Source organism: Clostridioides sp. ES-S-0123-01 (genome assembly GCF_020658415.1).
In the GTDB taxonomy this organism is placed as follows: Bacteria; Bacillota; Clostridia; order Peptostreptococcales; family Peptostreptococcaceae; genus Clostridioides.
In genome coordinates this window covers 375,855-400,178 of the sequence record NZ_JACVWD010000001.1, presented here as the reverse complement: position 1 = coordinate 400,178, position 24,324 = coordinate 375,855, and the positions used below count along the sequence as shown (strand labels likewise).

Genomic DNA, 24,324 nt, shown 5'->3' with positions numbered 1-24,324 from the left:
ATGGAGGATTTAACGAGATATAGAAATAAAATTGATGATATAGATAAGGAACTTGTTCAACTATTTGAAAAAAGGATGAATATAGTTCTCGAAATTGCTAGATATAAAATGAAAAATAATACTACTATACTTCAAAAAGATAGAGAAGAAAAAGTATTGAGTAAAGCAGTAGATAATCTAGAAGATAAAAAATATTCACAAGAGACTGTACAATTTTTCAATTCAGTAATGGAAGTTAGTAGAAATTTGCAAAAAAGATTAATAGATAATGATGTAGAGGAAAAAAATGAAAACAGTTCAAATTCATCAAATGAAAATTTTGATTTGTTAAATCTATATAAATATAAGTCATTAAAAAGTGAACTTAATAAAAAAAATCTCCTAGTAGGATTTCCTGGTATATCAGGTTCATTCACAGAAGAAGCACTAACAAAATTTTTTAACACTCAAATCACAAAAAAACAATTTAAAGAATTTGAAAATGTCTTTATAGCACTTCAAAATAAAGAAATAAATTATGGAATAATACCTATAGAAAACTCCTCTACAGGAGCAATTTCTGAAACTTACGACCTTTTAGGAAAATATGGATTCTATATAGTTGGGGAAGAGTGTATAAAAATAAATCAAAATTTAATTGGAATAAAGGGCACAAACCTTGAAGATATTAAAGAAATATATTCACATCCACAAGGAATAGGTCAGAGTAGTGAATTTTTAAAACAAAATAGTCAATGGAAATTGATACCTTTTAATAATACAGCAACTAGTGCTGAACTTGTTAAAAGGCTTCAAGATAAAACAAAGGCAGCAATTGCTAGTAAAAAAGCCGCAACGATTTATGGATTAGAAATAATAAGTCCTTGTATAAATGATATAACAGATAATTATACTAGATTTGTGGTAATTAGTAATGAGATACACATTGAAGAAGAGTCAAATAAGATGAGTATTGTATTTTCTGTTGAGCATGAAGCTGGAAAGCTTTATAAAATACTTGGATACTTTGCTGAAAACGATATAAATATGACAAAAATAGAATCAAGACCAATGAAAAATGCTTCTTGGAGATATTTCTTTTATATAGATTTTGAATGTTCTATATATGATTCAAAAGTATGTAGCTTATTAGACATGATAGAACGTAATACAGCATACTTCAAATTTATCGGTGTATATAGAAATAAAATTGAATAGATAAATGTAATTTTTTCTTTAAAACAGAATGATTGGAGGTGGAAAGATGAATTTTTTTGGTCTAATAGGTGAAAAGCTATCTCATAGCGTTTCACCTCAAATTCATAAGAGGTTATTTGAAGTATTGAATATTGAAGGTGCTTATAAGAACTTTGAGATTTCAAAAGAAAATATACCAATGTTGGATGATGCTATAAAATTATTAAGAATCAAAGGTGTAAATGTTACTGTCCCATATAAAGAAAGAGTCATGGAGTTTTTAGATTTTATATCTCCAGAAGCAAAGCGTATAGGGGCAGTTAACACAATTTTACTTAAAGAGAATAAATTATATGGCTATAATACAGATTATTTTGGACTTGACATTATGTTCAAAATAGCTAATATTGATATTCAAGGAAAGACAGCTGTTATATTAGGTACTGGAGGTGCATCTAAAGCAGCCATAACATACCTTCTTGATTCTGGAATAGATAAAGTTTATGTTTCAAGTAGAAAAAAAGATAATAAAAAGCTATCAAATAATTCAGCTATATTAATAGATTATGAAGAACTTAAGAATATAAAAGGAGATATAATATTAAATGCAACTCCAGTAGGAATGTACCCTAATATAGGATTATCACCTGTCTCAAAATCTATTATACAAAATTTTGATATATTAGTAGATTTGATTTACAATCCTAAAAAAACTTCTTTTCTAGAAATTGGTCAGAATCTAGGTAAAAAAACGTGTAATGGATTATATATGTTGGTTGGGCAAGCAATAAAATCTCAAGAAATATGGCAGAATACTAAAATAGATAATGGTGTTTTAAATATTATATATGAAGAAATAAAATTAAACTTTTTATAGGGGGATTGATTATGATAAACAAAGAAAAAGTAATATTAATAGGTATGCCAGGTAGTGGAAAAACTACAATTGGAAAACTTTTAGCACAGGAATATAATTGTAGTTTTTGTGATATGGATGATTATATAAACAAAATATCTCAAAAAAGTATAGCAGAATTATTTTTAGAAGGAGAAGAGGTTTTTAGAAATTATGAAACTCAAGCATGTAGAGAACTTTCTACTAGCGATAAAACAGTAGTCTCTACTGGTGGTGGTGTAATAAAAAAAGATATTAATATAGAAATACTCAAAGAAGCAGGAATAATACTTTTTATTAATAGACCTATAGAAAAAATTTTAGAAGATATAAATATTAATTCAAGACCCTTATTACAAGATGGAAAAGAGAAATTATACAATCTTTATAATGAAAGAATAAATCTTTATAAAAATTCTGCGGATATAGAAATTTTAAATGATAAATCATTAAATGATGCTGTATATAATATCAAAAATGCAATTAATAAAAATTTTAAATTTGAATTTAATGAAAAAATAATCTAGGGGGAAATAAGAATAATGAATATTGTTGTTGTAGGATTAGGAGTTATAGGAGGTTCTTTTGCTAAGGCATTAAAAAAAGCTGGATATGAAGATGTGTTTGGAGTAGATATAGATTCTGAAACTCTGAAAAAAGCAGAAGAGTTAGAAATCATCAAAAAAGGATGTACTACAGGGAAGGAATTTTTCAAACAAGCTGATTTGATTATATTATCTATATATCCTAGATTAATTGTAACTTTTTTAGAAAATAATAAAGAGTATTTTAAAAGAGGAACTATAATTACTGATACCACAGGAATAAAAGAAGTTCTTATAAATGATGTCTTAAAAATTATTCCAGATGATATAGATTTTATATTTGGTCATCCAATGGCAGGTAGAGAAAAAAAGGGAATTGATTTTGCGAGTGATGAGGTATTTAAAGAAGCAAATTATATAATTACTCCAACTGGCAGAAATAATATAAAAAACTTGGAGTTTGTTGAGAATTTAATTTTAGAGATAGGATTTAAAAGAGTAAAAAAATTAACTGCACAAAAACATGATGAAATGATAGCTTTTACATCTCAATTACCTCATGTAATGGCAGTTGCTCTTATAAATAGTGATGAAGAAGGTAGAGATACAGGCAAATTTATTGGAGATAGCTATAGGGATTTAACTCGTATTGCAAATATGAATGAAGACCTATGGAGTGAACTTTTTTTAGGAAATAGAGATAATTTATTAAAATCTATAGAAAATTTTGAGATGGAAGTGAATTTAATAAAAGAGGCTATCTTTAATAATGATAAAAATAAACTTGTTGAATATTTTAAAACATCTTCAGTCAGAAGAGAGTATTTAGAAAAATAGACTCTTATTTAAATTATATAAATTTAAAATTACATGTAAGTGGGTATAAATATAAACAATAACATATTTAATCATATTAGTCTTATTGTTACTAATGTAATTAAATATGCTATTGCTGTATTTATACCCTTAATTTTATTATCCTATAAATAATACTTATTTAATATGTTCTTTATTAACAATTTATAAAACTCAATTGTAAAAAAGAGTTTTTAATAGTAAAATAAAGTGAATCAACTAAATATAACTAGTGGAGAGGGTGAGGTGTAGCTACTTGAAATATAGTAGGCAAATATTAAAAAGTATATTAATAGCATTTATGGTACTATTCTTTTTTAGTGTATTTGCGTTTTTTTATATAAGTAATATGGATAATGTATTAGAATATGAGACAAAGAATTATTTATCAGAAATTAGTGAAGAGAGTAAGATTGCAATTAATAGTAAGTTGAAAAGTAATTTAAATGAATTAGAAAGTATTTCTAAGTTTTTAGAAATAGAAGATAATTTTAATTTAGAAAAAACTTTGAAAATCTTGGAATCATATAATAAAAATAGTAACTATAATAATATTGGTATGATTTTACCTAATGGCAAAGGCTATGCTAAAGGTATTTTTGGAACAGATTTTTCAGATAGGGATTATTTTAAGTTGGCCATTAAAGGTACAGCTAATATATCAAAGCCTTTAATAGATAAAGATACTGGAAAATTGACGAAAACATATGCAGTCCCATTATACAATAATGGTAAAATTGTTGCTGTTATTGCAGCTGATTATGATGTTGAGTTTGTATCTGAGTTTTTGTCTATTTCAACTTTTAATGGTGAAAGTTTTTCACTTATATGTGATAGTAATGGTGAAATAATTATACCATCTTATCACAAAAATTCAAATTCAAATATTACAAATCTTTCACAAGTTAATTTTAAAAAAGCATTTACTTTTAAAAATATGAAAATATCAGATAAAGGAGTAGTAGAGGCTAAAGAATCAGGAAAAGAAATTTATATGGCATATACTTCTTTAGGAATAAATGACTGGTTTATAATATCAATCGTTCCAAAGATAGTTGTATCTAAAAAGCTAAACAATTTAATGATGATTACAATTATTGGATGGATTATACTTTCATTTTTGTTTTTAGGTGTTATACTGTACATATTATATTCAAAAGCAAAGAGTCAAAAGACTATAGAAAAAATAGCATATACAGATCTTGTAACTGGTTATTCAAATTGGCGAAAATTTGAATCAGATGCTATAAATTTACTAAAGAAAGCATCACAAAATGATAAACATGCAATGGTAACATTTGATATTGATAAATTCAAAGCAATTAATGATATATATGGCCATAAAAAAGGCAACTCAATTTTAAAAGATATTGCAGATACATTAAATAATATGACTCATGATAATGAGACTTTTGCTCGTGTTAGTTCTGATAATTTTAATATCTTATTAAAATATAATACAAAAGAAGATATAGTAAATACTATTAAAAAAATCATTATTAGTAATGACTTTGTAAATTTGTCTTTTGGAATCTATGAAATTAAGGATAAGAACTTATCTATAAGTGCATATAGTGATAGAGCTTCACTTGCGAAATTATCAATAAAAAACAATAGAGATATAAATTTTGCTTTTTTTAACGATAAGTTAAGGGATAAGTTATTACTTGAAGATAAAATAGAGAAAGAGATGGAATATGCACTTGAAAATAATCAATTTATAATGTATTTACAACCAAAATACAATATTAAATCAGATAAATTTTGTGGAAGTGAGGCACTGGTTAGATGGCAATACACAGAAAAAGAATTTATATATCCAAGTGATTTTATTCCTATATTTGAAAAAAATGGTTTTATTACAAAAATTGATATGTACATACTAGAACAAGCTTGCAAAGAAATTAGAACTTTATTTGACAAAGGTATTTTACCTTTACCTATATCTGTGAACTTTTCAAGAGTTGATTTTTTAAAAAAAGATTTTATCACAAAAATAGTTAATATATGTGATAAATATAAAATACCATATAGTTTAATAGAAATTGAAATTACTGAATCTAGTATGTTTGGTGATACGGATACTCTATTTGATGTAAGTAGAAGACTTCAAGATATTGGATTTATAATTTCAATGGATGATTTTGGGTCAGGATATTCTTCTGTAAATATGCTTAAAAATATACCTTTAAATGTAATCAAATTAGATAGAGGATTTTTTATTGATGATAAGAATATTGATAAAAGTCAAATTGTTATAAAAAGTATAGTTTCGCTTATTAAACAATTGGGAATAAGAGTCGTTGCTGAAGGAATTGAAACAAAAAGTCAGGTGGAAATGTTAAGGGAAGCAAATTGTGACATTATTCAGGGTTATTATTTTTCAAAACCATTACCAGTTAAAGAGTTTGAGAAATTAGTCTATAAAATATAGGTCAATAAATTTTAATTTGGAGGTGGTAAGTAAGTGATAAGAGCAAAATCGTTGAAAAGCGTAATGAGTATTATATTAATATTTTTATTCACAATAATTTCTTTTTCTGATTTTGCATTTAAAACTAATGTTCAAGAAGAAGAAAACAATAAAGTTAGTTTAAAAGAAATATCTTTACAAAGTTCTAATGCTATAAAAATAAAGCTAGACAGTTCATTATCATTTGTTAAGAGTATAGCGAATATGGTTTCATATTTTGATACTATAGATAATCCTGAGATAATCCCGTTATTAGCTAAAATATCAAAAGAATCTGATTTTCAAAGAATATCAATTGCTTCTCCTAATGGAATAAGTCGTACTAGCGATGGGAAAGTTGTTGATATATCAAATTACCAATATTTTAAGAAAGCTATTAGTGGAGACAGTAACATATCTGAAGTAGTAAAATCTCCTATTGATGGAAAAGATACTTTTGTTATAGCTACACCTGTATACAAAGAAAATAAAGTGATTGGTGTTTTATATGGTTCATACTATAATGATAAATTAGCTGAATTCATTGACATAACAAGTTTCAACAGTGAAGGATATATAGATATATTTGAATCTAGCGGACAATTTGTTTTGAAATCTTCACATACAAATGCTATAGTTGGAGCAAGTAGTAATATATACGATATATTCAAGGAAGCTTCTTTTGATGCTGGTTATAGCTATAAAAAAGTATATGAAGATACAAAACATAAAAAGAGTGGATTTATTTCATATAAATACAAAGGTAAAGAACGTTATGCAACATACACACCAATAGGTGTAAATGACTGGTATGTTCTCTCAGTAATACCACAATATACTGTAAGAAAAAATATTGATAAAATAAATCAATTAGCATTTTCTTTAATTTGTAAGGTGTTCTTATTATTTATTGCACTAATAATATATATCTTCTATAAAAATAATAAATCACAAAAGCATATTCTAAAAGCCAATAAGGAAATATCATCTATTACAAATAGCATTCCTGGAGGAGTTCAAAAATGTACTGTTGATGAAAAATTTGAGTTTGAATTTTTAAGTGATGGATTTGTTGATTTGTTTGGTTACACAAGAGAAGAAATAAAAATGCAATTTAATAATAGTTTTTATAAAATAATACACAAAGATGATGTTGAAAGAGTAAAAAAAGAAATCTCTGAACAACTTTATAAAAATAAAACTATTGAATTGGAATACAGAGTTAGAACTAAAAGTGGTGATATAGTCTGGATATCTGATAAGGGGGAACTTATAGTAGAACCTGATGGTAAAAAATATCTTTATTGTGTTACAGTAGATATTACCAAAACAAAACAATTAGAAAAAGAAATGGAACAAAAGAATTTAGAACTTGAAATGGTATCAGAAAATATATTAGGCGGAATACTTATAACAGAATTTGATGAAGATTTTACTATACAATATGCTAACTCTGGTTATCTATCAATGATTGGATATACACGTAAACAGTTAGAAGATGAACTCCAATATAAATCATGTAATCTTGTTTTTTATGATGATAGAAAAAAGATTCTTGAAAATTTAAGACATCAGTTGATTATTGGAAATATCGCTGTAGGTGAATATAGAATAAAGAAATGTGATGGCAAGATGATATGGGTTTCTTTAAAAGGAAGGCTTATTACTGATAGTGATGATAGCAAAAAAGGAATTTGGATTTTAACTGATATAACTGATTTAAAAAATGCAGAACAAAAACTTAGAATTAATGAAGAAAGATTTAGAATTGCATTAAATCAAACATCAAATATTATATTTGAGTATGATATAAATACAAAATCTCTTGTAAATACTAATAAGAGTATGAAAAATTATAATATTGATAAAATAAATGAAAATGTTCCTTATTCCTTAGTTGAAGCAGGAATTATTTATAAAGACTTTAGTGAAGATTTTATAAAAATGTATGAGAAGATAATAAGTGGAGAAAAAACTGCAAGTTGTGTTGTTAAAATAAGAGTTCCAGATCAAGGCTACATATGGAACAAAATTACATTAACTACTATTTTTGATGAAGATGGTAAACCTATAAGAGCTATTGGGATACAAGAAGATATAAGTGAACAAAAAGAAGCAGAAATAAGATATAATCAAGCATACAAATATCATTCCGCTATATTATCAGAAGCAATAATAACCTATGAAATAAATGTATCAAAGGATATTTTTATAAGGGGTAATGAAAATTGGTATCGACAATTTGGAATTAAACCAAGCAATGACTACTCTGAAATGGTAAAATCTATATCAGAGACTGTTATTTATAAAGATGATAAAGAAGTCTTTTTAAATACATTTTTATGTAGACATTTATTAGAAGCCTATAAAAATAATATAAGTGAAATAAAGTTGGAATATAGAAGAATGAATCAAGATGATAAAATGATTTGGGTACTTTGTACAATGCATTTAATAAAAGACTCTATTACGAATGATATAAAAGCACTTGCTTATATTAAAGATATCGACGAACAGAAAAATGAAGAAATTAAATTAAAATTAAAAGCTGAAAGAGATACTTTAACAGGATTATATAATAAGGGTACTACAGAAAATCTTATTAATGATTTTCTAAATTCAGAAGAATCAAATTCAGGAATTCATGCCTTTTTAATTATTGATATAGATAATTTTAAATCAATAAATGATAATTTAGGACATGTTTTTGGAGATAAAGTTTTGTATGAAGTTTCTAAACAACTAAAGCCTATATTTAGAAATAATGATATAGTGGGGCGTATTGGTGGTGATGAATTTATAGTATTCTTAAAGAATATTCAATCTTTTGAAAATGCTAAAAGTAAAGCAGAAAAAATATGTAATATATTTAGAAATTCTTATACTGGAAATAAAAAAACGTATAAGATATCAGGTACAGTTGGAATTTCATTCGTACCAGAACATGGAGCTGTATTTGAAGAACTTTATAAAAAAGCAGACATGGCACTTTATTATGCAAAGAATAAAGGAAAAGATAAGTATTCACTTTATAATGATTGTATATGTGAAAATAAACTTGAAACCGATATAAGTAATGGTAGTGTGAAAGAAGAAAGTCTAAAAGGTGAAATTGAATATGAAGATTCTAATCTATCACTAAAAGAAGTTCTTGATTCTATTGATAATTATATATATATAGTAAATCCGAATACTTATGACCTTATTTTTATTAATAATAAGGTCTCAAATTTAGACTTAGAAATAAAAATAGGAGATAAATGTTATAAATCATTATTAAAATCTAATATTCCTTGTAATAACTGCCCGATTAATGGATTAAAAGAAAATAGAGATTCAAAATTTAAAACAGAGACAAATATATTTGGACAAAATGTATCAATTGCAAGTTGGATTAATTGGATAGATGGAGAATATAACTGTCTTATAGAGTGCATAGATATTTCTTTATATAAAAACAAAAACAAATAAAAAGGATTATAGAAATATGATTAATTTAATATTGGGTTTAATATTTATAATTTACTATTTTTATCTTAAAATAGTTTTTGGTGGTATTTCATTTAGTGGATTTTTCTTAGTTATAGGAATACTATTAATTGTTTATCGAATCTTAAAAAAGAAAATTAAAGAAAAGAAGGTTTTTTATAAAGTGCTAAAAATACTAATTAGTGTTTTCTTAATAGTATTCATGATTACTGAAAGCTTAATAATCTTTTATCCTAAAAATAGTTTTGAGACAAAAAGTGATTATCTTTTGATTTTAGGAGCTTCTGTAAAAAAGACTACACCAAGTACTACATTGAAGGGAAGATTAAACACTGCTTTAAAATATTTAAAAGTTAATAGTGAATGCTATGTAGTAGTATCAGGTGGTAAGGGTAATGGAGAAAATATAACTGAGGCAAAAGCTATGAAAGATTATCTTGTTAGAAATGGTATAGATAGCAATAGAATAATAGAAGAATATAAATCTACAAATACTTATGAAAACTTTAAATATTCAAAGCTAAAGATAGAAGAGCATAGTAGAAAAAGAATAAAAAATATAAAAGTAAAAATTGTAACAACTGATTTTCATGTTCTTAGGAGTAAAATACTAGCATCTAGAAATGAATATAAAAATATTTCTTTTTACGCTAGTAAGTCAAAGCTTTCATTTGTTCCAACATATTATACAAGAGAATTTTTTGCAATATGGAAAACAATTGTTTTTGATAGGTGAAAGTGATATGTGACAAATAAAAATACTAGATATAAATCATAAATTTATATCTAGTATTTTTTATGTAAAAATCCAATGCAGATTTCACAGTATGAATTGACCTTGAAGAAAGGCGATAACTGGAAGATAGTAAGGTAAATCATAAAAGCGTGCATTTCTATATAAGATTTGCATACTTTTAATTTGACAATAAAACTTTGCAAAAGTTATTGACAAGTAAACTTGGTAGTGTTATATTATAATTGACAAGTAAACTTTGCAATAAAAGGAGAATATAGATGAATAAAGAAGAAATTTTAGAAAGAAGTAGACAAGAAAAATCAGATGAGGGATATTTATTCGTATTAAATAAAGGTCAACGATATGGAACTTTATTATTTGTAGGTATAATAGTACCGCTCATTATCTTAAATCTTATAAAATTAAGAACAACTGATTTATCCTTATTATTAACTATATTATGGGGCTGGTTAACTGGGAACTATTATGGGAGTTTTAAGGCATTAAATAAAAAGAGTGGCTTTATTATCCTTCTCTCTTCTATTATAACATTGAGTAGTTTTATCTATTACATTACACAAGTATTTTAAGAAAGGGGAATTGATATGAATAAAGAAGCTGTTTTAAACAAGGCAAAATTGGAAAAAAACGAAGAATTTGAAAATACAGTAAGTCAAAAAGCTACTGCAATTGGTTCAATTGCTTTAGCGATTATTTGTGGTGTTGTTTTCGCAGTCAAAGTAGTTGTATCTGACATGAGAGGTCTTGAAAAAGTAACACCATTCTATGATATTTTAGCTGTATTAACTGGCTATGTATCAGTTGCTTATTTTGTTGTTTACAGAAAGATAAATGAGAAAAAATATTTGCTGATAAGTATAGGGGCTTTAATTATTTTTGCACTATGTATTTTTAAATTCATTTATACGTTATAGGTAGAAGTGATATGGAAAAAGAAGAATTGATATTAAAAAATAGTTTGAAAGAAGCAAGGTCAGAAGCAAAATTATCTCAATCAGCATTAGCAAAAATGGTTGGAGTATCACGTAATACTATTAGTTCAATAGAAACAGGACAATTCAATCCTACTGCTAAACTTGCATTGATTTTATGCATTGCATTAGATAAAAAGTTTGAAGATTTATTTTTCTTTTAGGATGGATTAATTTATGAGAATAATAGTATGCCTATTCATAACTATAACTGCGAAAGTATTATTAACTCAATAAAGAAGAAAAGAAGTGAAAAGAGAAGCACTAATCTAAATAGATTGTAATGCTTCCCTTTTTTCTTTAAAGTACTATTGGTAAATATTCATAATATTAAGATAAATCACTATGAAAATAATTTCAAGTTTATCTTAATTATTTAAAAATATAAATGAAGCTTTCAAAAATCAATTTAGTTTACATAATATAAATATAGTTAACTTTTTAGATTCGCTTGTAGCTTAAACATCAAATTACACATTTAAATAGATTTTAAGGAAGTTTGTATGAAATATGTATAAAACATCGCGTGGTTTTATAGAGTGCATTTAAAATCCAAAATGCGGAGAGATAAATTTTGGCTGAAATTTATAAAAATGAAATTTATGAATTTAATTAAAAAAATAAAAGAAAAGTTTGCTAAAATAAAAAATAGAAACGCAAATATTTTTAATGGAAATTTATGCGATACAACGAGTCTTTAATTTGAAAAGGATTTGAATGAAAATAAAATTCGATAAATTCTTTGTGGTAGAAATATGGTATAGCTAAAACAAAAAATATAAAGTTTAAATAATTTAATGTAAAAACTATTTAGAGTGGTAAATTAATATACTTGATTTCTATAAATTTTAAAAATATAAATACAAATATAATGTTTATGAGAATCCTAAAAAGATGAAAAAATAATAAAAAAAACAAAAAAATTACTGACATTTCACTGACAAATAAACGATTTATGTTTATACAAGCATTGAAAAAACTATATTATTAAAAAAAGGCATAAAATAATATATTTTATGCCTTTTTTATATAAACATAGGGATACATACTATTTAAAATATAATAACATATATTCATTATATTTAGAAAAGAATTTTATTCCTATTATGTATAAGGAGAATACTATTTTTTTATATTGGAATAATAATAGTAAATCTATAATATAGAAAAGAGGTATTTATAGTATGCATGAAAATAAAAAGAATCTATTAGATGGAAGCTTAGCTCAATATAATGATGCAGCAGTACCAAAAATACCAGTATTTGCTGGTAATGATATAACTTCAGAAGTTTATTATTTTAAACCTAATCAAGTTCTTAATGCCCATAGACATCCTAATGGTGAACAAATATTTGTGTTCTTAAAAGGAGAAGGGAAAATGAAACTTGGAGAACATGAGTGTGATGTAAAACAAGGTGATACTGTTTTTGTACCAACAGGAGAGTGGCATGAAATTACTAATGGAAGCAATGAGGAAATGGTTGCTGTTCAAATTACAAAAATCAATGCTGGAGCAGAATACAGAGGATAGATATATAGGTATCTTTACGATACTTTAATTTCTATTTTTTAATATAAACTTTAATCTCAATTATAAAAAGAGTCTTTTAAAAGACTCTTTTTATAATTTTTGTAAGCTTTTAGTTAAAACTGATACATATTTATTTTATATTTTTTATTGCATTATTTGCAAATTCAGTATTTACTATGTCTTTGTAAGGGGCTTCTTTGTCTAATTCCTTAGCTTCTTTCATAACATCCATTAGTTTATTTAAACCTTCTTCTTTTAATACAGGGTTTTGAGACCATGCATCTATTGACTTATATCTATCTACAACTGTTACTAAATCTTCTAGAGATATATCTTCAAAGAAAGGTTGCATAGCTTCGGCGATTTCTTTACTAGGAGCTTTTTGAACCCATAATTGACCTCTATAAACAGCATTTGTAAATCTTTGAATTAAATCTTTATTATTTTTCATGTAAGATCTAGTAGTAGAGTAAGCTGTAAATGGTATTTCTCCAGAATCTTTTCCTATAGATGTTACTATATATCCGCTGCCTTCTTTTTCCATGGCAGTTGCTGTAGGTTCAAATGCTGTTGTAAAGTCACCTTCACCACCTGCAAAAGCCCCAGCCATTACTCCAAATTGTACATCAGTTCTTACGTTGACATTGCCTGCTTTTAAATTTTCTCCAATAGTAAGCCCTTTGTCTTTTAGAACATATTCAAAAGTCATTAGTGGAACGCCACCTTTTCTACCACCTAATATTTCTTTTCCTTTTAAATCATTATAGGAGAAATTAGGCATCTTTTCTCTGGCAACTAAAAAACTACCATCTCTTTTAGTTAATTGTGCAAAGTTTACAGCATAATCGTTTTTGTTTTGATTATATACATATATGGAAGCTTCAGGACCCATTAAGCCTACATTTGCTTCACCTGAAATTAAAGCTGCCATAGTTTTATCCGCACCTTGAGTATTTATAAGGTCAACCTTTATTCCTTCATCCTCGAAGAATCCTTTTGTAATAGCAGCATATTGTGGGGCATAAAAAACAGAATGAGTAACTTCTGCAATAGTTACTTTATCTAAGTCTTTAGATGAAGCAGACTTATCATTTTCATCATTAGAGTTAAAATCACATCCAGTTAAGCATATTGTGCTCATAACAATAGAACTTGCAATTGCGATTATTTTTTTAAACATAATAAATACCTCCCATAAGACATCCGAATAATATATAATATTAAATATTTGTTGTAGTTGTTACAAAAATATATACCTATAGAATTTATTTCTACAATAATTTAAAAATAATTTTTATATTTGAATTTTTCAAGTAATCGATTATATTAAATAGATTGTATTGATTATTTGTAAATTAAGATATAAAATTAAAACAGTAATGTTTTTATATAAATTATATAGGCACAAAATTTATTAATAATAGATATTAAATTAATTCATATAAATAATAATTTAATTTTATAAATTTAAAAAATGTTATTGTGTAAAGTAGTGAAGATTTGCATTTTATATTTTGGCAAATATAGTTAAACAAGTACAGTTAAAATGGAGGAAATTAAATGAAACAAAATAAATATGATAATGATGAATTTTTTTGTAAATACAGTGATATGGAACGCTCTAAAAAAGGTCTTGAAGGTGCTGGAGAATGGCATACTCTAAAAAAAATGTTACCTGATTTTGAGGGGAAACGAGTATTAGATTTAGGGTGCGGTTTTGGATGGCACTGTCAATATGCAGTTGAAAATGGTGCAGAGTCTGCTATTGGAATTGATATTTCAGAAAAGATGCTAAAAGAAGCAAGAAATAAAACCAAATTTGATAATATAAAGTACATATGTATGCCTATTGAAGATATAGACTTCCCAAAAGATTGCTTTGATGTAGTAATTAGTTCTTTGGCTTTTCATTATATTCAATCATTTGAAGATATATGTAAAAATATAAGCAATTGTCTTTCAAGCGGAGGAGATTTTGTATTTTCAGTTGAACATCCTATATTCACTGCATATGGAGCTCAAGAATGGTACTGTGATAAAGATGGAAACAATTTACACTGGCCAGTAGATAACTATTTTATAGAGGGACTTCGAAAATCAAATTTTTTAGGGGAAGAAGTTATAAAATATCATAAAACATTAACTACTTATCTAAATACTTTAGTTAAAACTGGATTTGAGATATTAGAAATAATCGAACCTCAACCAGAAGAGAAATTATTAAATACGATTCCTGAAATGAAAGATGAATTACGTAGACCTATGATGTTACTTGTTTCTGCAAGGAAAAAGTAATAAAAAATAGTGGAATTTTGGTTGCAAGTGATTATGGGATTCTATTGGGTGACACAAGCTATATATTCAAAGAGGGTGAAAGCACTTGTTGCTTTCACCCTCTTTATTACACTATAAACATGTACATTTGACACTGTAAATACAGGTAAGGCATTTATCAAACCTGTATTTACAGGAATATGGTTACTTTCTATAACAATGCAAAATGAGAACTTTCGAAAATTGATTTCATTATGGAGAACTATTTTCAAATGTAAAGATGCTTGTTAAAGCAGTTTTACCCAGACCTCAACTTGTGTATTTCCATCAAAAGAAATATAATATAGCAATGGAGGTGTTACGCGTGAGCTATATAACAACAAAAGAATCCTTGAAAAATTGGGAAATTGCATACATAATAGTGATATGAAATTACTCTGCTGAGCGGGTTAAGTAAACAAAAAAATGAAGAATATGTGATTTGTTTCAGCTGATGGACGATATAGAAATAGTAAAGTAAAGGATGGTGAAAACAAATGAAACGAATATTTTTGGTTGAGGACGATAAAGCAATCGCTAAAAATCTTATGCTTTTGCTGCACTCAGAAGGATTTGAAGTCACTCACGCTCCTACACGAGGTGAAGCTATTGCCATGCTTTCCAGTAATAAATTTGACTTGGCGTTAATTGATATTTCCTTACCTGACGGAAATGGTTTTACAGTTTGCACAGAAATCAAAGAAATGCAAGATGTTCCTGTTATCTTTCTGACAGCTTCAGGCGATGAGGCGAGTGTTGTTACTGGGCTGAATATAGGCGCAGATGACTATATAACAAAGCCTTTTCGTCCACGTGAATTGATTGCGCGAATTGGAACTGCCCTACGAAAAAACGGACGTTCAGAAGCGGCTTTTGAAATCTGTGGGCTTCATGTCGATATGACAAGTGGCGTTGTGAAAAAAAACAGCAATGAGGTTTTTCTTTCAGCTTTAGAGTACCGCTTGTTGTTGGTGTTTATTAATAACCCAAAAAGTATTATCACGAGGAGCAGGCTCCTTGATGAATTATGGGACGCGGCGGGTGAGTTTGTCAATGATAATACATTAACTGTGTACATAAAGCGCTTGAGGGAGAAGATAGAGAGCGACCCAGCAAGCCCACAAATAATTCTGACTGTTCGTGGGACAGGGTATAGATTGGGGGACGATTATGCTTCGAAATAGAGAGTTTAAGCAGTTTGCTATTTTGTTCTCTTTAATGGCTGTCACCACTGTAACGCTTGGATTTACAATAAATATGGTGGCGGGAATCCTTTCTATTATTTCTGTTACTGCCTTTGGTTTAGCGTTTTTCTCTTTTACCAAAGCTCGATATAAAAATATTGCACAGATTTCTAATCAAATTGATCTTGTGCTTCATAATGCTGACCATCTGTATATTGGTGAATCGGACGAGGGCGAACTTTCCATTCTGCACAGCGAGATAACAAAAATGACACTATGTATTCGAGAACAAAACGATGCGCTGAAAAAAGAAAAAGAACATCTTGCTGATTCGTTGGCTGACATAGCCCACCAACTCCGCACACCTCTTACATCCGCGAATATTATTCTGTCATTGCTATCAAATAGCTCTGATGAAAATCAACGAAAGGCATTGGTGAGGGAAACAGAGGAATTATTTGTAAAGATGGATTGGTTGATTACTTCCCTATTGAAGTTATCTCGCTTAGATGCAGGTATTGTAGTTTTCCAAAGCGAGCAGATAGATGTGAACAACTTGATATACAACTCACTTCGACCATTTCTAATTCCAATTGAACTGCATAACATTGCTTTACAAATAGATGTGCCTAAAGGAATGATTATTCAGGGTGATTCGGGTTGGCTTTCAGAAGCAATTCAGAATATCCTCAAAAATTGTATGGAAAGTGCAGGCGATAATGGGAAGATTGAGATTGTTTGTGAGGATAATCCGCTATTTACTGAGATTACTATCCATGACAGTGGCACAGGATTTGAAAAAGAAGATTTACCTTATTTGTTTGATAGATTTTATCGTGGTAAAAACGCAGAAGCCACAGGATATGGGATTGGATTGGCACTCTGTAAAATAATTATAACACGACAGGGAGGGACGATTACTGCAAAAAATCACCAAAAAGGTGGCGCGATATTTGTAATTCGTTTCCCAAAGTGACTAATCTCTCACCTGAAAGTCACACAGATGTAAGTTGAAAGTTATATTATATGGTTAAACCATAAGAAAGGAGACTTACATAATGGAGTTCTTAAAAATTGAAAATCTATGCAAGGTCTACGGCAAGGGCGAGAACAAAGTTACCGCACTTGACAATGTTTCGCTTACAATAGAAAAGGGGGAGTTTACTGCAATCATTGGTTCATCTGGCTCAGGAAAATCCACATTACTTCATATCATCGGTGGAGTGGACGTACCAACAAGCGGAAAGGTGTATTTGGACGGTCAGGATGTATATGCCCAAAGCAATGAAAAGCTGGCCATTTTCCGTAGGCGACAAGTCGGACTGATTTACCAATTTCATAACCTTATTCCAACTCTGAATGTTGTGGAAAACATCACTTTACCTATACTGATGGACAAGCGAAAGGTCAATGAGGAACGCTTAAATGACTTGATGGACCTACTTGGGCTAAAAGACCGCAAAACGCATTTACCAAATCAGCTTTCTGGCGGTCAGCAACAGCGTGTTTCCATAGGACGTGCTTTAATGAATGCCCCAGCGGTAATGCTTGCTGATGAACCCACAGGTAGTTTAGACAGCCGAAATGGACATGAAATTATCAATCTATTGAAATTAAGCAATAAAAAATATCGTCAAACCCTTATCATTGTAACGCATGACGAAAATATAGCCCTGCAAGCAGACCGCATTATCTGCATATCAGATGGCAAAGTGACGCGAGATGAAAGGAGGTAGGTATATCCATGAACATTTTCAACAAAGTTGCACTGCAAAACATGAAAAAGAGACGCACACGAACGATTGTAACAGTTATCGGAGTTGTTCTGTCTGCTGCTATGATTACAGCAGTCGCTACACTTGCCATTTCCCTGCAAAACTATATGGTAAATGGTTCGATTGAGAAATATGGTGGTTGGCATGTTGAGTTTTTGGATGTTAATTCCTCTTTCGTACAGAAACAGATAGGAAATGATAAAGTTGCAAATACCGCAACATTTGAAAATATTGGCTATGCAAAGCTTGATGGCAACAAAAACCCAAACAAACCGTATCTTTTTATAGCTGGATTCAGCGAAAAAGCCTTTGATACTTTGCCTATAACTTTGATTTCTGGCAGATTACCTGAAAACAGTGGAGAGATTCTTGTTTCGGGTAAAGTTGCAACAGATGGCGGTGTCAAATTCGCAGTGGGCGACACTATTTCTTTGCCTGTGGGAAACCGTATGAATGGAAATGAGAAGCTTAGTCAGAGTGACCAATATACTGCTGGAGATGAAACTCTTGTTCCACAAGGCGAGAGAAGCTACACAGTTGTTGGTACCTGCCAAAGGCCTGTCTTTGAGGAATCTTCCGCACCAGGATACACATTGATAACCAAAGCGGATGCACAAATCAAGGCTGACAGCCTTAGCCTGTTTGTCACGTTGAAAAATCCACGTCAGGTTCATTCATATACAAACAGTACTGGAGACCATGCTTACGTTTTAAATGATAATGTGTTGCGTTTCATGGGTATTTCCGACAATAACTTGTTCAATATGCTTTTGTACTCAGTTGGTGGTATTGTGGTCGCCATAATCATGCTCGGCTCGATTTTTCTGATATATAATTCGTTTAACATGTCGTTGAACGAACGCACACAGCAGTTTGGAATACTTTCATCTGTTGGAGCTACAGCAAAGCAGCTACGTAATTCAGTTTTATTTGAAGGTCTTTGCATTGGTGCTGTTGGCATACCAATTGGTGTTGCGGTTGGTATAGTTAGTATTGGACTTGTTATTTCTGTTATCTCCAAAAATTTCGCAAATGTTCTCTACACCAATGTACCTTTGACCTTGACGTTGTCCATCCCAGCAATCGTTGTTGCGGCAGTGGTCAGCATGGTTACCATCTTGATATCGGCTTATATTCCAGCTAGAAAGGCTGCCAGCAAACCAGTGATGGAGTGTATTCGCCAGACGAACGAGGTGAAAATTGAATCCAAAGCAGTAAGGATATCAAAGCTTGCACAGCGTATTTACGGTCTGGAGGGAACTCTGGCGCTGAAGAATTTTAAAAGAAACAAGAAACGCTATCGTAGTATTGTGCTATCGCTTGTTTTAAGTATAGTGCTGTTCATATCGACCAGTGCTTTGGTAGCTGATTTGAAACAAGTTTCAAATCAGGCATCAGAGGTTACTGACCAGGACATCATTTTTTCCACACAGGACATGAATGACAGTAAAATGCTACAGCTATACAATAAGCTGAAGACTACCAATGGTGTGTATGAAGGCTTGTATCAAGAACTTATGACCTATTCATGTGTTGTTAAAGTAAGTGAACTTACAGATGATTACTTGAACTATGAGGGTTCACATTCGCCATCTGAAACGGTTGATATGCCAGTAGATATGCAGTTTCTTGATGACAGTACGTATCTGAATATTATCAAAAGTCTGGGGTTGCCAACAGAAGAGTACACTGGGCAAAATGCAAAAATGATTGCCGTTTCCATGATGGTGGAGGATGACCATACTATTGATATCTTCACAAATTCTTCCATAAATCTTAAACTTACTCCTGAAGCTGATAGCAAGTCGAACACAGTCGATAGGCAAAATGTAAACATTTCATTTGTAAAAGTCGTGCCACCTGATTCTCCACCAAGTGTCAGAAACTCAAAGATGAGGAAAGCCTGCTTCAGGGTGTTGGCACCTTATTCGGTCAAAGATTCGTTTGAGACTCCAAGTATTTCTAAAGGAATTAAAAGCCTGAGTTTTAAATCAAAGAATCCCAATCAGTCAGTTGCAGAAATGGAGAAAATCATCGAGAGGGAAGGGATTACGGCTGAGTACAACCTGTACAATATGTATGGAATGATGGACGAAAACCGTAATTACATCTTTATTGCCAATGTGTTCGCATATACTTTTATAATTATGATCTCGCTGATTGCAGTAGCCAATGTATTCAACACAATTTCCACAAATATCAAGCTACGCCGTCGTGAACTTGCCATGCTTCGCTCTGTGGGAATGTCTGAACGTGATTTTCAGAAGATGATGAATTTTGAGTGTGCCTTTTATGGCATGAGGTCGCTGCTCTTTGGACTTCCTATAGCTGTAATTTCTTCCTGGCTAATTCATAAAGGAATGGTCAAAGATGATATAGATTTTGTACTTCCATGGACCAGTATCGGAATCAGCGTGTTTGTCGTTCTCTTTATAGTGTTCATTACAATGTTGTATGCCATTAGTAAAATAAAAAGAGAAAATATTATTGATGCGCTTAGGGATGATATGACTTAATAGAAAATAAAAGAGATACCTGCGTGATTGAGTTCAAATGATTCACAATTGTCCCAAAAGGCGATTTAAACATTGAAAATACAGAGTTCATCCTATGGAAGTAGTGTGAATTATACTAGGGGTTCTTATGAACCCCCCTTTCTATTTTTTGTATAAAAAAGTGGATGACTCAAATTTTTATTTTGAGGTACCCACTTTATCTATCATTTATTATATGTAAAATAATAAAACTATACTTCTACATAGTATATTTCATTTCCATTTTTTTCTATAATCCTTTTTAAATCTTCAAACTTTAAAAATACAGTGGCAGTATTGTCATTTGGATGTATACCTATTTTATCCATTTTCAATAAATCTTTATCAAATACAATTTTTACAATAGCATCAGTATCATTTAGTATACCAAAAGGTGTTACAGCTCCCTTAGTAAGTTTTAGATATTTTTCAAGTCTTTCTTCAGAAGCGAAACTAAGAGGTTTACTATCAATTTTTTGGCGTATATCCTTTAAATCTGCTTTTTTATCTTTACCTAAGACAACTAAAAAGTGCTCTTTACCCTTAGAATCACGAAGGAATAAATTTTTTACAACAAACTCCATTTGTAGTGTTTTTAATTGTTCCATTTCATCAATTGTATAGACTGCAGGATGATTTACAATTTCATAAGATATATTTAGTTCATCCAATTTTTTATATACTTCTTGTTGAGCGTTCATAATTTCCTCCTGTTGGTAATTTATTTGATATATAAAAATAATATTATCATAGAACACTTTAAAATAAAATATGCATTATTATTCTGTACAAACAAAAGTCTACTATACTTTCTCCATATCTAATCATAAAATCTTTCAACAGCCTTGCCTAATTTCATTTCAATTCTTACTATTATAATAATTCAGAATATATATATTTTCAAGTAAAAAATGATATATATATAATATAAGCTTAAAAAACTAAAAATTTTCCAAAAATAATTTGAAAATAGAGCCTTAGTTACCATTTATAAATCATATAAAAAGAGGTTATGTAAGGTCAGATATGAAAAAACTATATTATACTATCTTTTCTTTTTCGAATAAACTATACTTTAAATATAGATATTTAATTTTAATAATTTTAGCAATAAATTATCTTAGAAAGGAATGTGCTTTATATGTCTACAGACAAAGTTGTTGGAATCATAGATGAAGAATTAGCTGAACTCGCTGGAATTAAATATACTGGTAAAATTTATGCTTCTTCTGGTGTTATAAAACATATAAAGAAAAAACATAGAGGTCAATTGAGTAAAGACATTTTTAATGATATACTAGAAACTATAAAAACAGTGCTAAAATCTCCTGAGTATATAGGAAGTCATCCTAAAAAACCTGGTAAAAGTGTAGAATTTGTAAAAAAACTTGATGATTATATATTAGTTGCTACAGAACTAGATACAAAAAAGGGATATCTATATGTCTCTTCATTATACGCCATAAAAGAAGCAAAATTAGAAAGTAGAATTAGTAGTGGAAGAGTATTACAATATGATGGTTAACATAATATTATTAATTTTTCCTAAAGCATTGAAAAATATTATCAAATAAGTTATAATATAAATATATATGTAAATATTTATTTATTAGATTTGAGGTTGGAAAAGGCACCCAATACGCTGCTTATAGGGTAGTTAATAGAGATGCAGGATACGCCGCCCTGCCAAATCTAATTAAATTTAAAAGAGAGGATTAATTCCTCTCTTATTGTTTTTTTAATTAATTTATTTAAAAGGGTTAAAAATATGGAGATATTTAGCACAAAAGAAATAAGATGTTTAAACGCTAATGAAGAATTGTATTTAGAAACTGCATCAAAATTTTTGATATACAGTGAAAGAGTAGGAGACTTATATTAAAGAGTTTTCAGATACTTATATTATAGAATTTTTGGAATGTAGTTTAGAATTCTTATTATATATATAAATACTAGAAAGAACTTTTTATTAGTTTTTAAAAATTTAGTTAGAAACTATATCATTATGGAAAAAAATGTATTATAATATTTAGAAATATTATAATAAGGAGCGATTGGATATGAGCTTATCAAAAAAAATAGAAGATAAAAGAAAAGCTAAACAAAGAGCTGAAAAAGCCAAACAAGCTAAAATTGCAACGGCTGGTGTCGTATTAGGAGCTGTTACTGGTGCAGTTGGAGGAGTATTACTAGCACCTAAATCAGGAAAAGAAACAAGAGAAGATATAAAAGATGCATCTCAACAAATTGCGGATAAAATAAACATGAAAACAGTGGATGTAAAAGGTAAGATGTCTGAGAAATTAGAAGACAGAAAAGGAAATTTCATTGAATCAAAGCAAAAGATAAGAAATTATATAGATAATAAAAAACGTGTTGAAGATTCTAGCGAGGAAGATAAAGTAATAGACATTGTTGAACCAGTAAGTGTCACTGAGGAATAACAATGAATAACACAATAACAATTAATATTAGTATAATATATGTATTATTAGCTATACTTGGGTGTATCGCTTTAATTTATTTAATTATTGTACTTGCTAAATTACATAAGATTTTAAATACTGTTGGAAATGTATTAAATGAAAATACTCAAAATATAAATACAACTTTAAATAATCTTCCTAGTGTTGTAGATAGTTTTGGAGAAGTAGGCGAGAATATGAAAGATGTAACAGAGGCTGTTACTGAAGTTACAGCAGACTTTCTTGTTACTAAAGACAGCGTTAAATCAAATATGGATGTCATAGTTGATATATTAACTATAATTAAAAATATTTTTTCAGATAAAAAATATTAATACGATAAGCTTTAGTATTTCTGTGAATTTAAAACTTTACTAAACTAATTTTCCAGAAAACACTTTATAAAGTACAAATAAATAAAGATGTATCTATTGATGAATAAACATAATAAGTAGATACATCTTTTTATTATATAGTTATAAAATAATATCTATTTTATAACTTACCTACTTGTCTTAATGCTAATTTTACAGTTTCATATCTATCAGCACCATTTATTATTACATCACCTTTTACAAGATTATTAGCTTCTCCACCTACAACATAAACTTTTTTGCCTAAACCTTGCTTATAGCTAGATGCTTCTACTACTAAAGCATCTTTCAATTGCCAGTATAAAATTTGAGCAGCAACTTTATCAGCGTCCCCCTTATAAACTATTACATTTTCATACACTTTATCTCCCCCTTGAGAATTTGATATAGATTTATTTAATATTCCTTCTGCTATTAACTTAGCAACTTTATCTTTATTATTAACATAGTAATCTGTATCCGCTTTGCTATCTACAAAGCATACTTCTATTAGTATAGCTGTTGAGTTAGTGTGATTAAGCCAATAAAGATCTCTAACATCAGATTTTGCACCTCTATTTTTAAATACTGTAGCTAGTTTAGCATTTACCTTTTCTGCATATGCTTTTCCATTATTAGATTTATATATAGTTTCTGTACCTTCTGGGGCTGAAGTTGTAACATTTGCATTAAAATGAATCTGAACAGCTAAATCAGCTTCTTGTTTATTTGCTATAGCACATTGGTCAGCTAAATGATTATTTGATGCATCAACTTTTCCTGTATAAACAGTAGCCCCTCCTAATTTAAGCCATTTAACTATTAAGTCATTCATTATTCTTGTTTCTTTACTTTCGTTTATATATCCTACAGCTCCTGTACCTTTCCCAGTTAAAGTGTGCCCTGGTATTACTACTACTTTCAAATTATACATCTCCTTTATGATTAAATTTAACTTCTATTTAATATATGCACAATTTAAAATTTTGTTTCTTTTTATACTTTAATTATCTAATATAAAATATTTT

Annotated in this window: 22 protein-coding genes and 1 pseudogene; 20 read left to right on the top strand and 3 right to left on the bottom strand. The window is 28.9% G+C overall.

Annotated features, from left to right (window positions below; translation table 11 throughout):
* The 12 genes and pseudogenes from pheA to IC175_RS01700 all read left to right on the top strand — a co-directional run bounded on the left by pheA (position 1) and on the right by IC175_RS01700 (position 12,672).
* Entirely contained in the window at positions 1–1,197 is a 1,197-nt protein-coding gene (gene pheA, locus IC175_RS01750) for a prephenate dehydratase (RefSeq protein ID WP_227851037.1), read from the top strand.
* 46 nt (positions 1,198–1,243) lie between these two features.
* Positions 1,244–2,053: a shikimate dehydrogenase gene (gene aroE, locus IC175_RS01745; protein WP_227436087.1), complete on the top strand. Its 810-nt coding sequence runs from the start codon at positions 1,244–1,246 to the stop codon at positions 2,051–2,053.
* An 11-nt stretch (positions 2,054–2,064) separates the two neighbouring features.
* Positions 2,065–2,598, top strand: coding sequence for a shikimate kinase (locus IC175_RS01740; protein WP_227845314.1), 534 nt, complete (start codon positions 2,065–2,067; stop codon positions 2,596–2,598).
* A 15-nt stretch (positions 2,599–2,613) separates the two neighbouring features.
* The gene (locus IC175_RS01735; protein WP_227436093.1) at positions 2,614–3,453 is read left to right on the top strand and encodes a prephenate dehydrogenase; all 840 of its coding nucleotides are present in this window, start codon (positions 2,614–2,616) and stop codon (positions 3,451–3,453) included.
* Positions 3,454–3,772: 319 nt separating this feature from the next.
* Positions 3,773–4,498: pseudogene (locus tag IC175_RS19565) on the top strand (cache domain-containing protein); the annotation flags it as partial.
* A gap of 54 nt (positions 4,499–4,552) precedes the next feature.
* Positions 4,553–5,905 carry a putative bifunctional diguanylate cyclase/phosphodiesterase gene (locus tag IC175_RS19560; protein ID WP_413927116.1) on the top strand — a complete coding sequence of 451 codons (1,353 nt, stop codon included), beginning with the start codon at positions 4,553–4,555 and terminating at the stop codon, positions 5,903–5,905.
* Between the two features lie 33 nt (positions 5,906–5,938).
* The gene (locus IC175_RS01725; RefSeq protein WP_227851035.1) at positions 5,939–9,394 is read left to right on the top strand and encodes a diguanylate cyclase domain-containing protein; all 3,456 of its coding nucleotides are present in this window, start codon (positions 5,939–5,941) and stop codon (positions 9,392–9,394) included.
* 16 nt (positions 9,395–9,410) lie between these two features.
* Positions 9,411–10,148, top strand: a complete 738-nt coding sequence (locus IC175_RS01720; RefSeq protein ID WP_227834344.1) for a YdcF family protein — start codon at positions 9,411–9,413, stop codon at positions 10,146–10,148.
* Positions 10,149–10,426: 278 nt separating this feature from the next.
* Positions 10,427–10,738, top strand: a complete 312-nt coding sequence (locus tag IC175_RS01715; RefSeq protein ID WP_227436109.1) for a DUF6442 family protein — start codon at positions 10,427–10,429, stop codon at positions 10,736–10,738.
* Between the two features lie 15 nt (positions 10,739–10,753).
* Positions 10,754–11,083, top strand: coding sequence for a DUF6442 family protein (locus tag IC175_RS01710; protein WP_227834343.1), 330 nt, complete (start codon positions 10,754–10,756; stop codon positions 11,081–11,083).
* Positions 11,084–11,094: 11 nt separating this feature from the next.
* Positions 11,095–11,304 (top strand): helix-turn-helix transcriptional regulator, encoded by a 210-nt coding sequence (locus IC175_RS01705; RefSeq protein ID WP_227436112.1) that lies wholly within the window; start codon positions 11,095–11,097, stop codon positions 11,302–11,304.
* Positions 11,305–12,324: 1,020 nt separating this feature from the next.
* Positions 12,325–12,672: a cupin domain-containing protein gene (locus IC175_RS01700; RefSeq protein ID WP_227436116.1), complete on the top strand. Its 348-nt coding sequence runs from the start codon at positions 12,325–12,327 to the stop codon at positions 12,670–12,672.
* 130 nt (positions 12,673–12,802) lie between these two features.
* Here the strand turns inward: IC175_RS01700 and IC175_RS01695 are convergent, their stop codons facing one another.
* Positions 12,803–13,852: an ABC transporter substrate-binding protein gene (locus IC175_RS01695; protein WP_227836236.1), complete on the bottom strand. Its 1,050-nt coding sequence runs from the start codon at positions 13,850–13,852 to the stop codon at positions 12,803–12,805.
* 380 nt (positions 13,853–14,232) lie between these two features.
* Here IC175_RS01695 and IC175_RS01690 point away from each other — a divergent pair, with 380 nt between their 5' ends.
* The 5 genes from IC175_RS01690 to IC175_RS01670 all read left to right on the top strand — a co-directional run bounded on the left by IC175_RS01690 (position 14,233) and on the right by IC175_RS01670 (position 20,460).
* Positions 14,233–14,967: a class I SAM-dependent methyltransferase gene (locus IC175_RS01690; protein WP_227437328.1), complete on the top strand. Its 735-nt coding sequence runs from the start codon at positions 14,233–14,235 to the stop codon at positions 14,965–14,967.
* Positions 14,968–15,482: 515 nt separating this feature from the next.
* Positions 15,483–16,169, top strand: a complete 687-nt coding sequence (locus IC175_RS01685) for a response regulator transcription factor (protein WP_227830543.1) — start codon at positions 15,483–15,485, stop codon at positions 16,167–16,169.
* Positions 16,156–17,145 carry a sensor histidine kinase gene (locus IC175_RS01680; RefSeq protein ID WP_227437332.1) on the top strand — a complete coding sequence of 330 codons (990 nt, stop codon included), beginning with the start codon at positions 16,156–16,158 and terminating at the stop codon, positions 17,143–17,145. Before IC175_RS01685 ends, IC175_RS01680 begins: the two co-directional genes overlap by 14 nt.
* Positions 17,146–17,227: 82 nt before the next feature.
* Positions 17,228–17,905 carry an ABC transporter ATP-binding protein gene (locus IC175_RS01675; protein WP_227437334.1) on the top strand — a complete coding sequence of 226 codons (678 nt, stop codon included), beginning with the start codon at positions 17,228–17,230 and terminating at the stop codon, positions 17,903–17,905.
* A gap of 8 nt (positions 17,906–17,913) precedes the next feature.
* Entirely contained in the window at positions 17,914–20,460 is a 2,547-nt protein-coding gene (locus IC175_RS01670; RefSeq protein ID WP_227836235.1) for an FtsX-like permease family protein, read from the top strand.
* Positions 20,461–20,690: 230 nt separating this feature from the next.
* Here the strand turns inward: IC175_RS01670 and IC175_RS01665 are convergent, their stop codons facing one another.
* Complete coding sequence (locus tag IC175_RS01665) at positions 20,691–21,179, bottom strand: prolyl-tRNA synthetase associated domain-containing protein (RefSeq protein ID WP_255613419.1); 489 nt, start codon at positions 21,177–21,179, stop codon at positions 20,691–20,693.
* Between the two features lie 440 nt (positions 21,180–21,619).
* Between IC175_RS01665 and IC175_RS01660 the strand changes: the two genes are divergently transcribed.
* The 3 genes from IC175_RS01660 to IC175_RS01650 all read left to right on the top strand — a co-directional run bounded on the left by IC175_RS01660 (position 21,620) and on the right by IC175_RS01650 (position 23,278).
* Positions 21,620–22,003 carry a PBECR2 nuclease fold domain-containing protein gene (locus tag IC175_RS01660; protein WP_227830545.1) on the top strand — a complete coding sequence of 128 codons (384 nt, stop codon included), beginning with the start codon at positions 21,620–21,622 and terminating at the stop codon, positions 22,001–22,003.
* 535 nt (positions 22,004–22,538) lie between these two features.
* Positions 22,539–22,922, top strand: coding sequence for a YtxH domain-containing protein (locus tag IC175_RS01655; protein ID WP_227482660.1), 384 nt, complete (start codon positions 22,539–22,541; stop codon positions 22,920–22,922).
* Between the two features lie 2 nt (positions 22,923–22,924).
* On the top strand, positions 22,925–23,278 hold the full coding sequence (locus IC175_RS01650; RefSeq protein ID WP_227435212.1) for a hypothetical protein: 354 nt from the start codon (positions 22,925–22,927) through the stop codon (positions 23,276–23,278).
* 160 nt (positions 23,279–23,438) lie between these two features.
* On the opposite strand, the gene IC175_RS01645 is transcribed toward IC175_RS01650, so the two are convergent.
* Positions 23,439–24,230, bottom strand: a complete 792-nt coding sequence (locus IC175_RS01645) for an N-acetylmuramoyl-L-alanine amidase (RefSeq protein WP_227836234.1) — start codon at positions 24,228–24,230, stop codon at positions 23,439–23,441.
* Positions 24,231–24,324: the final 94 nt, after the last annotated feature.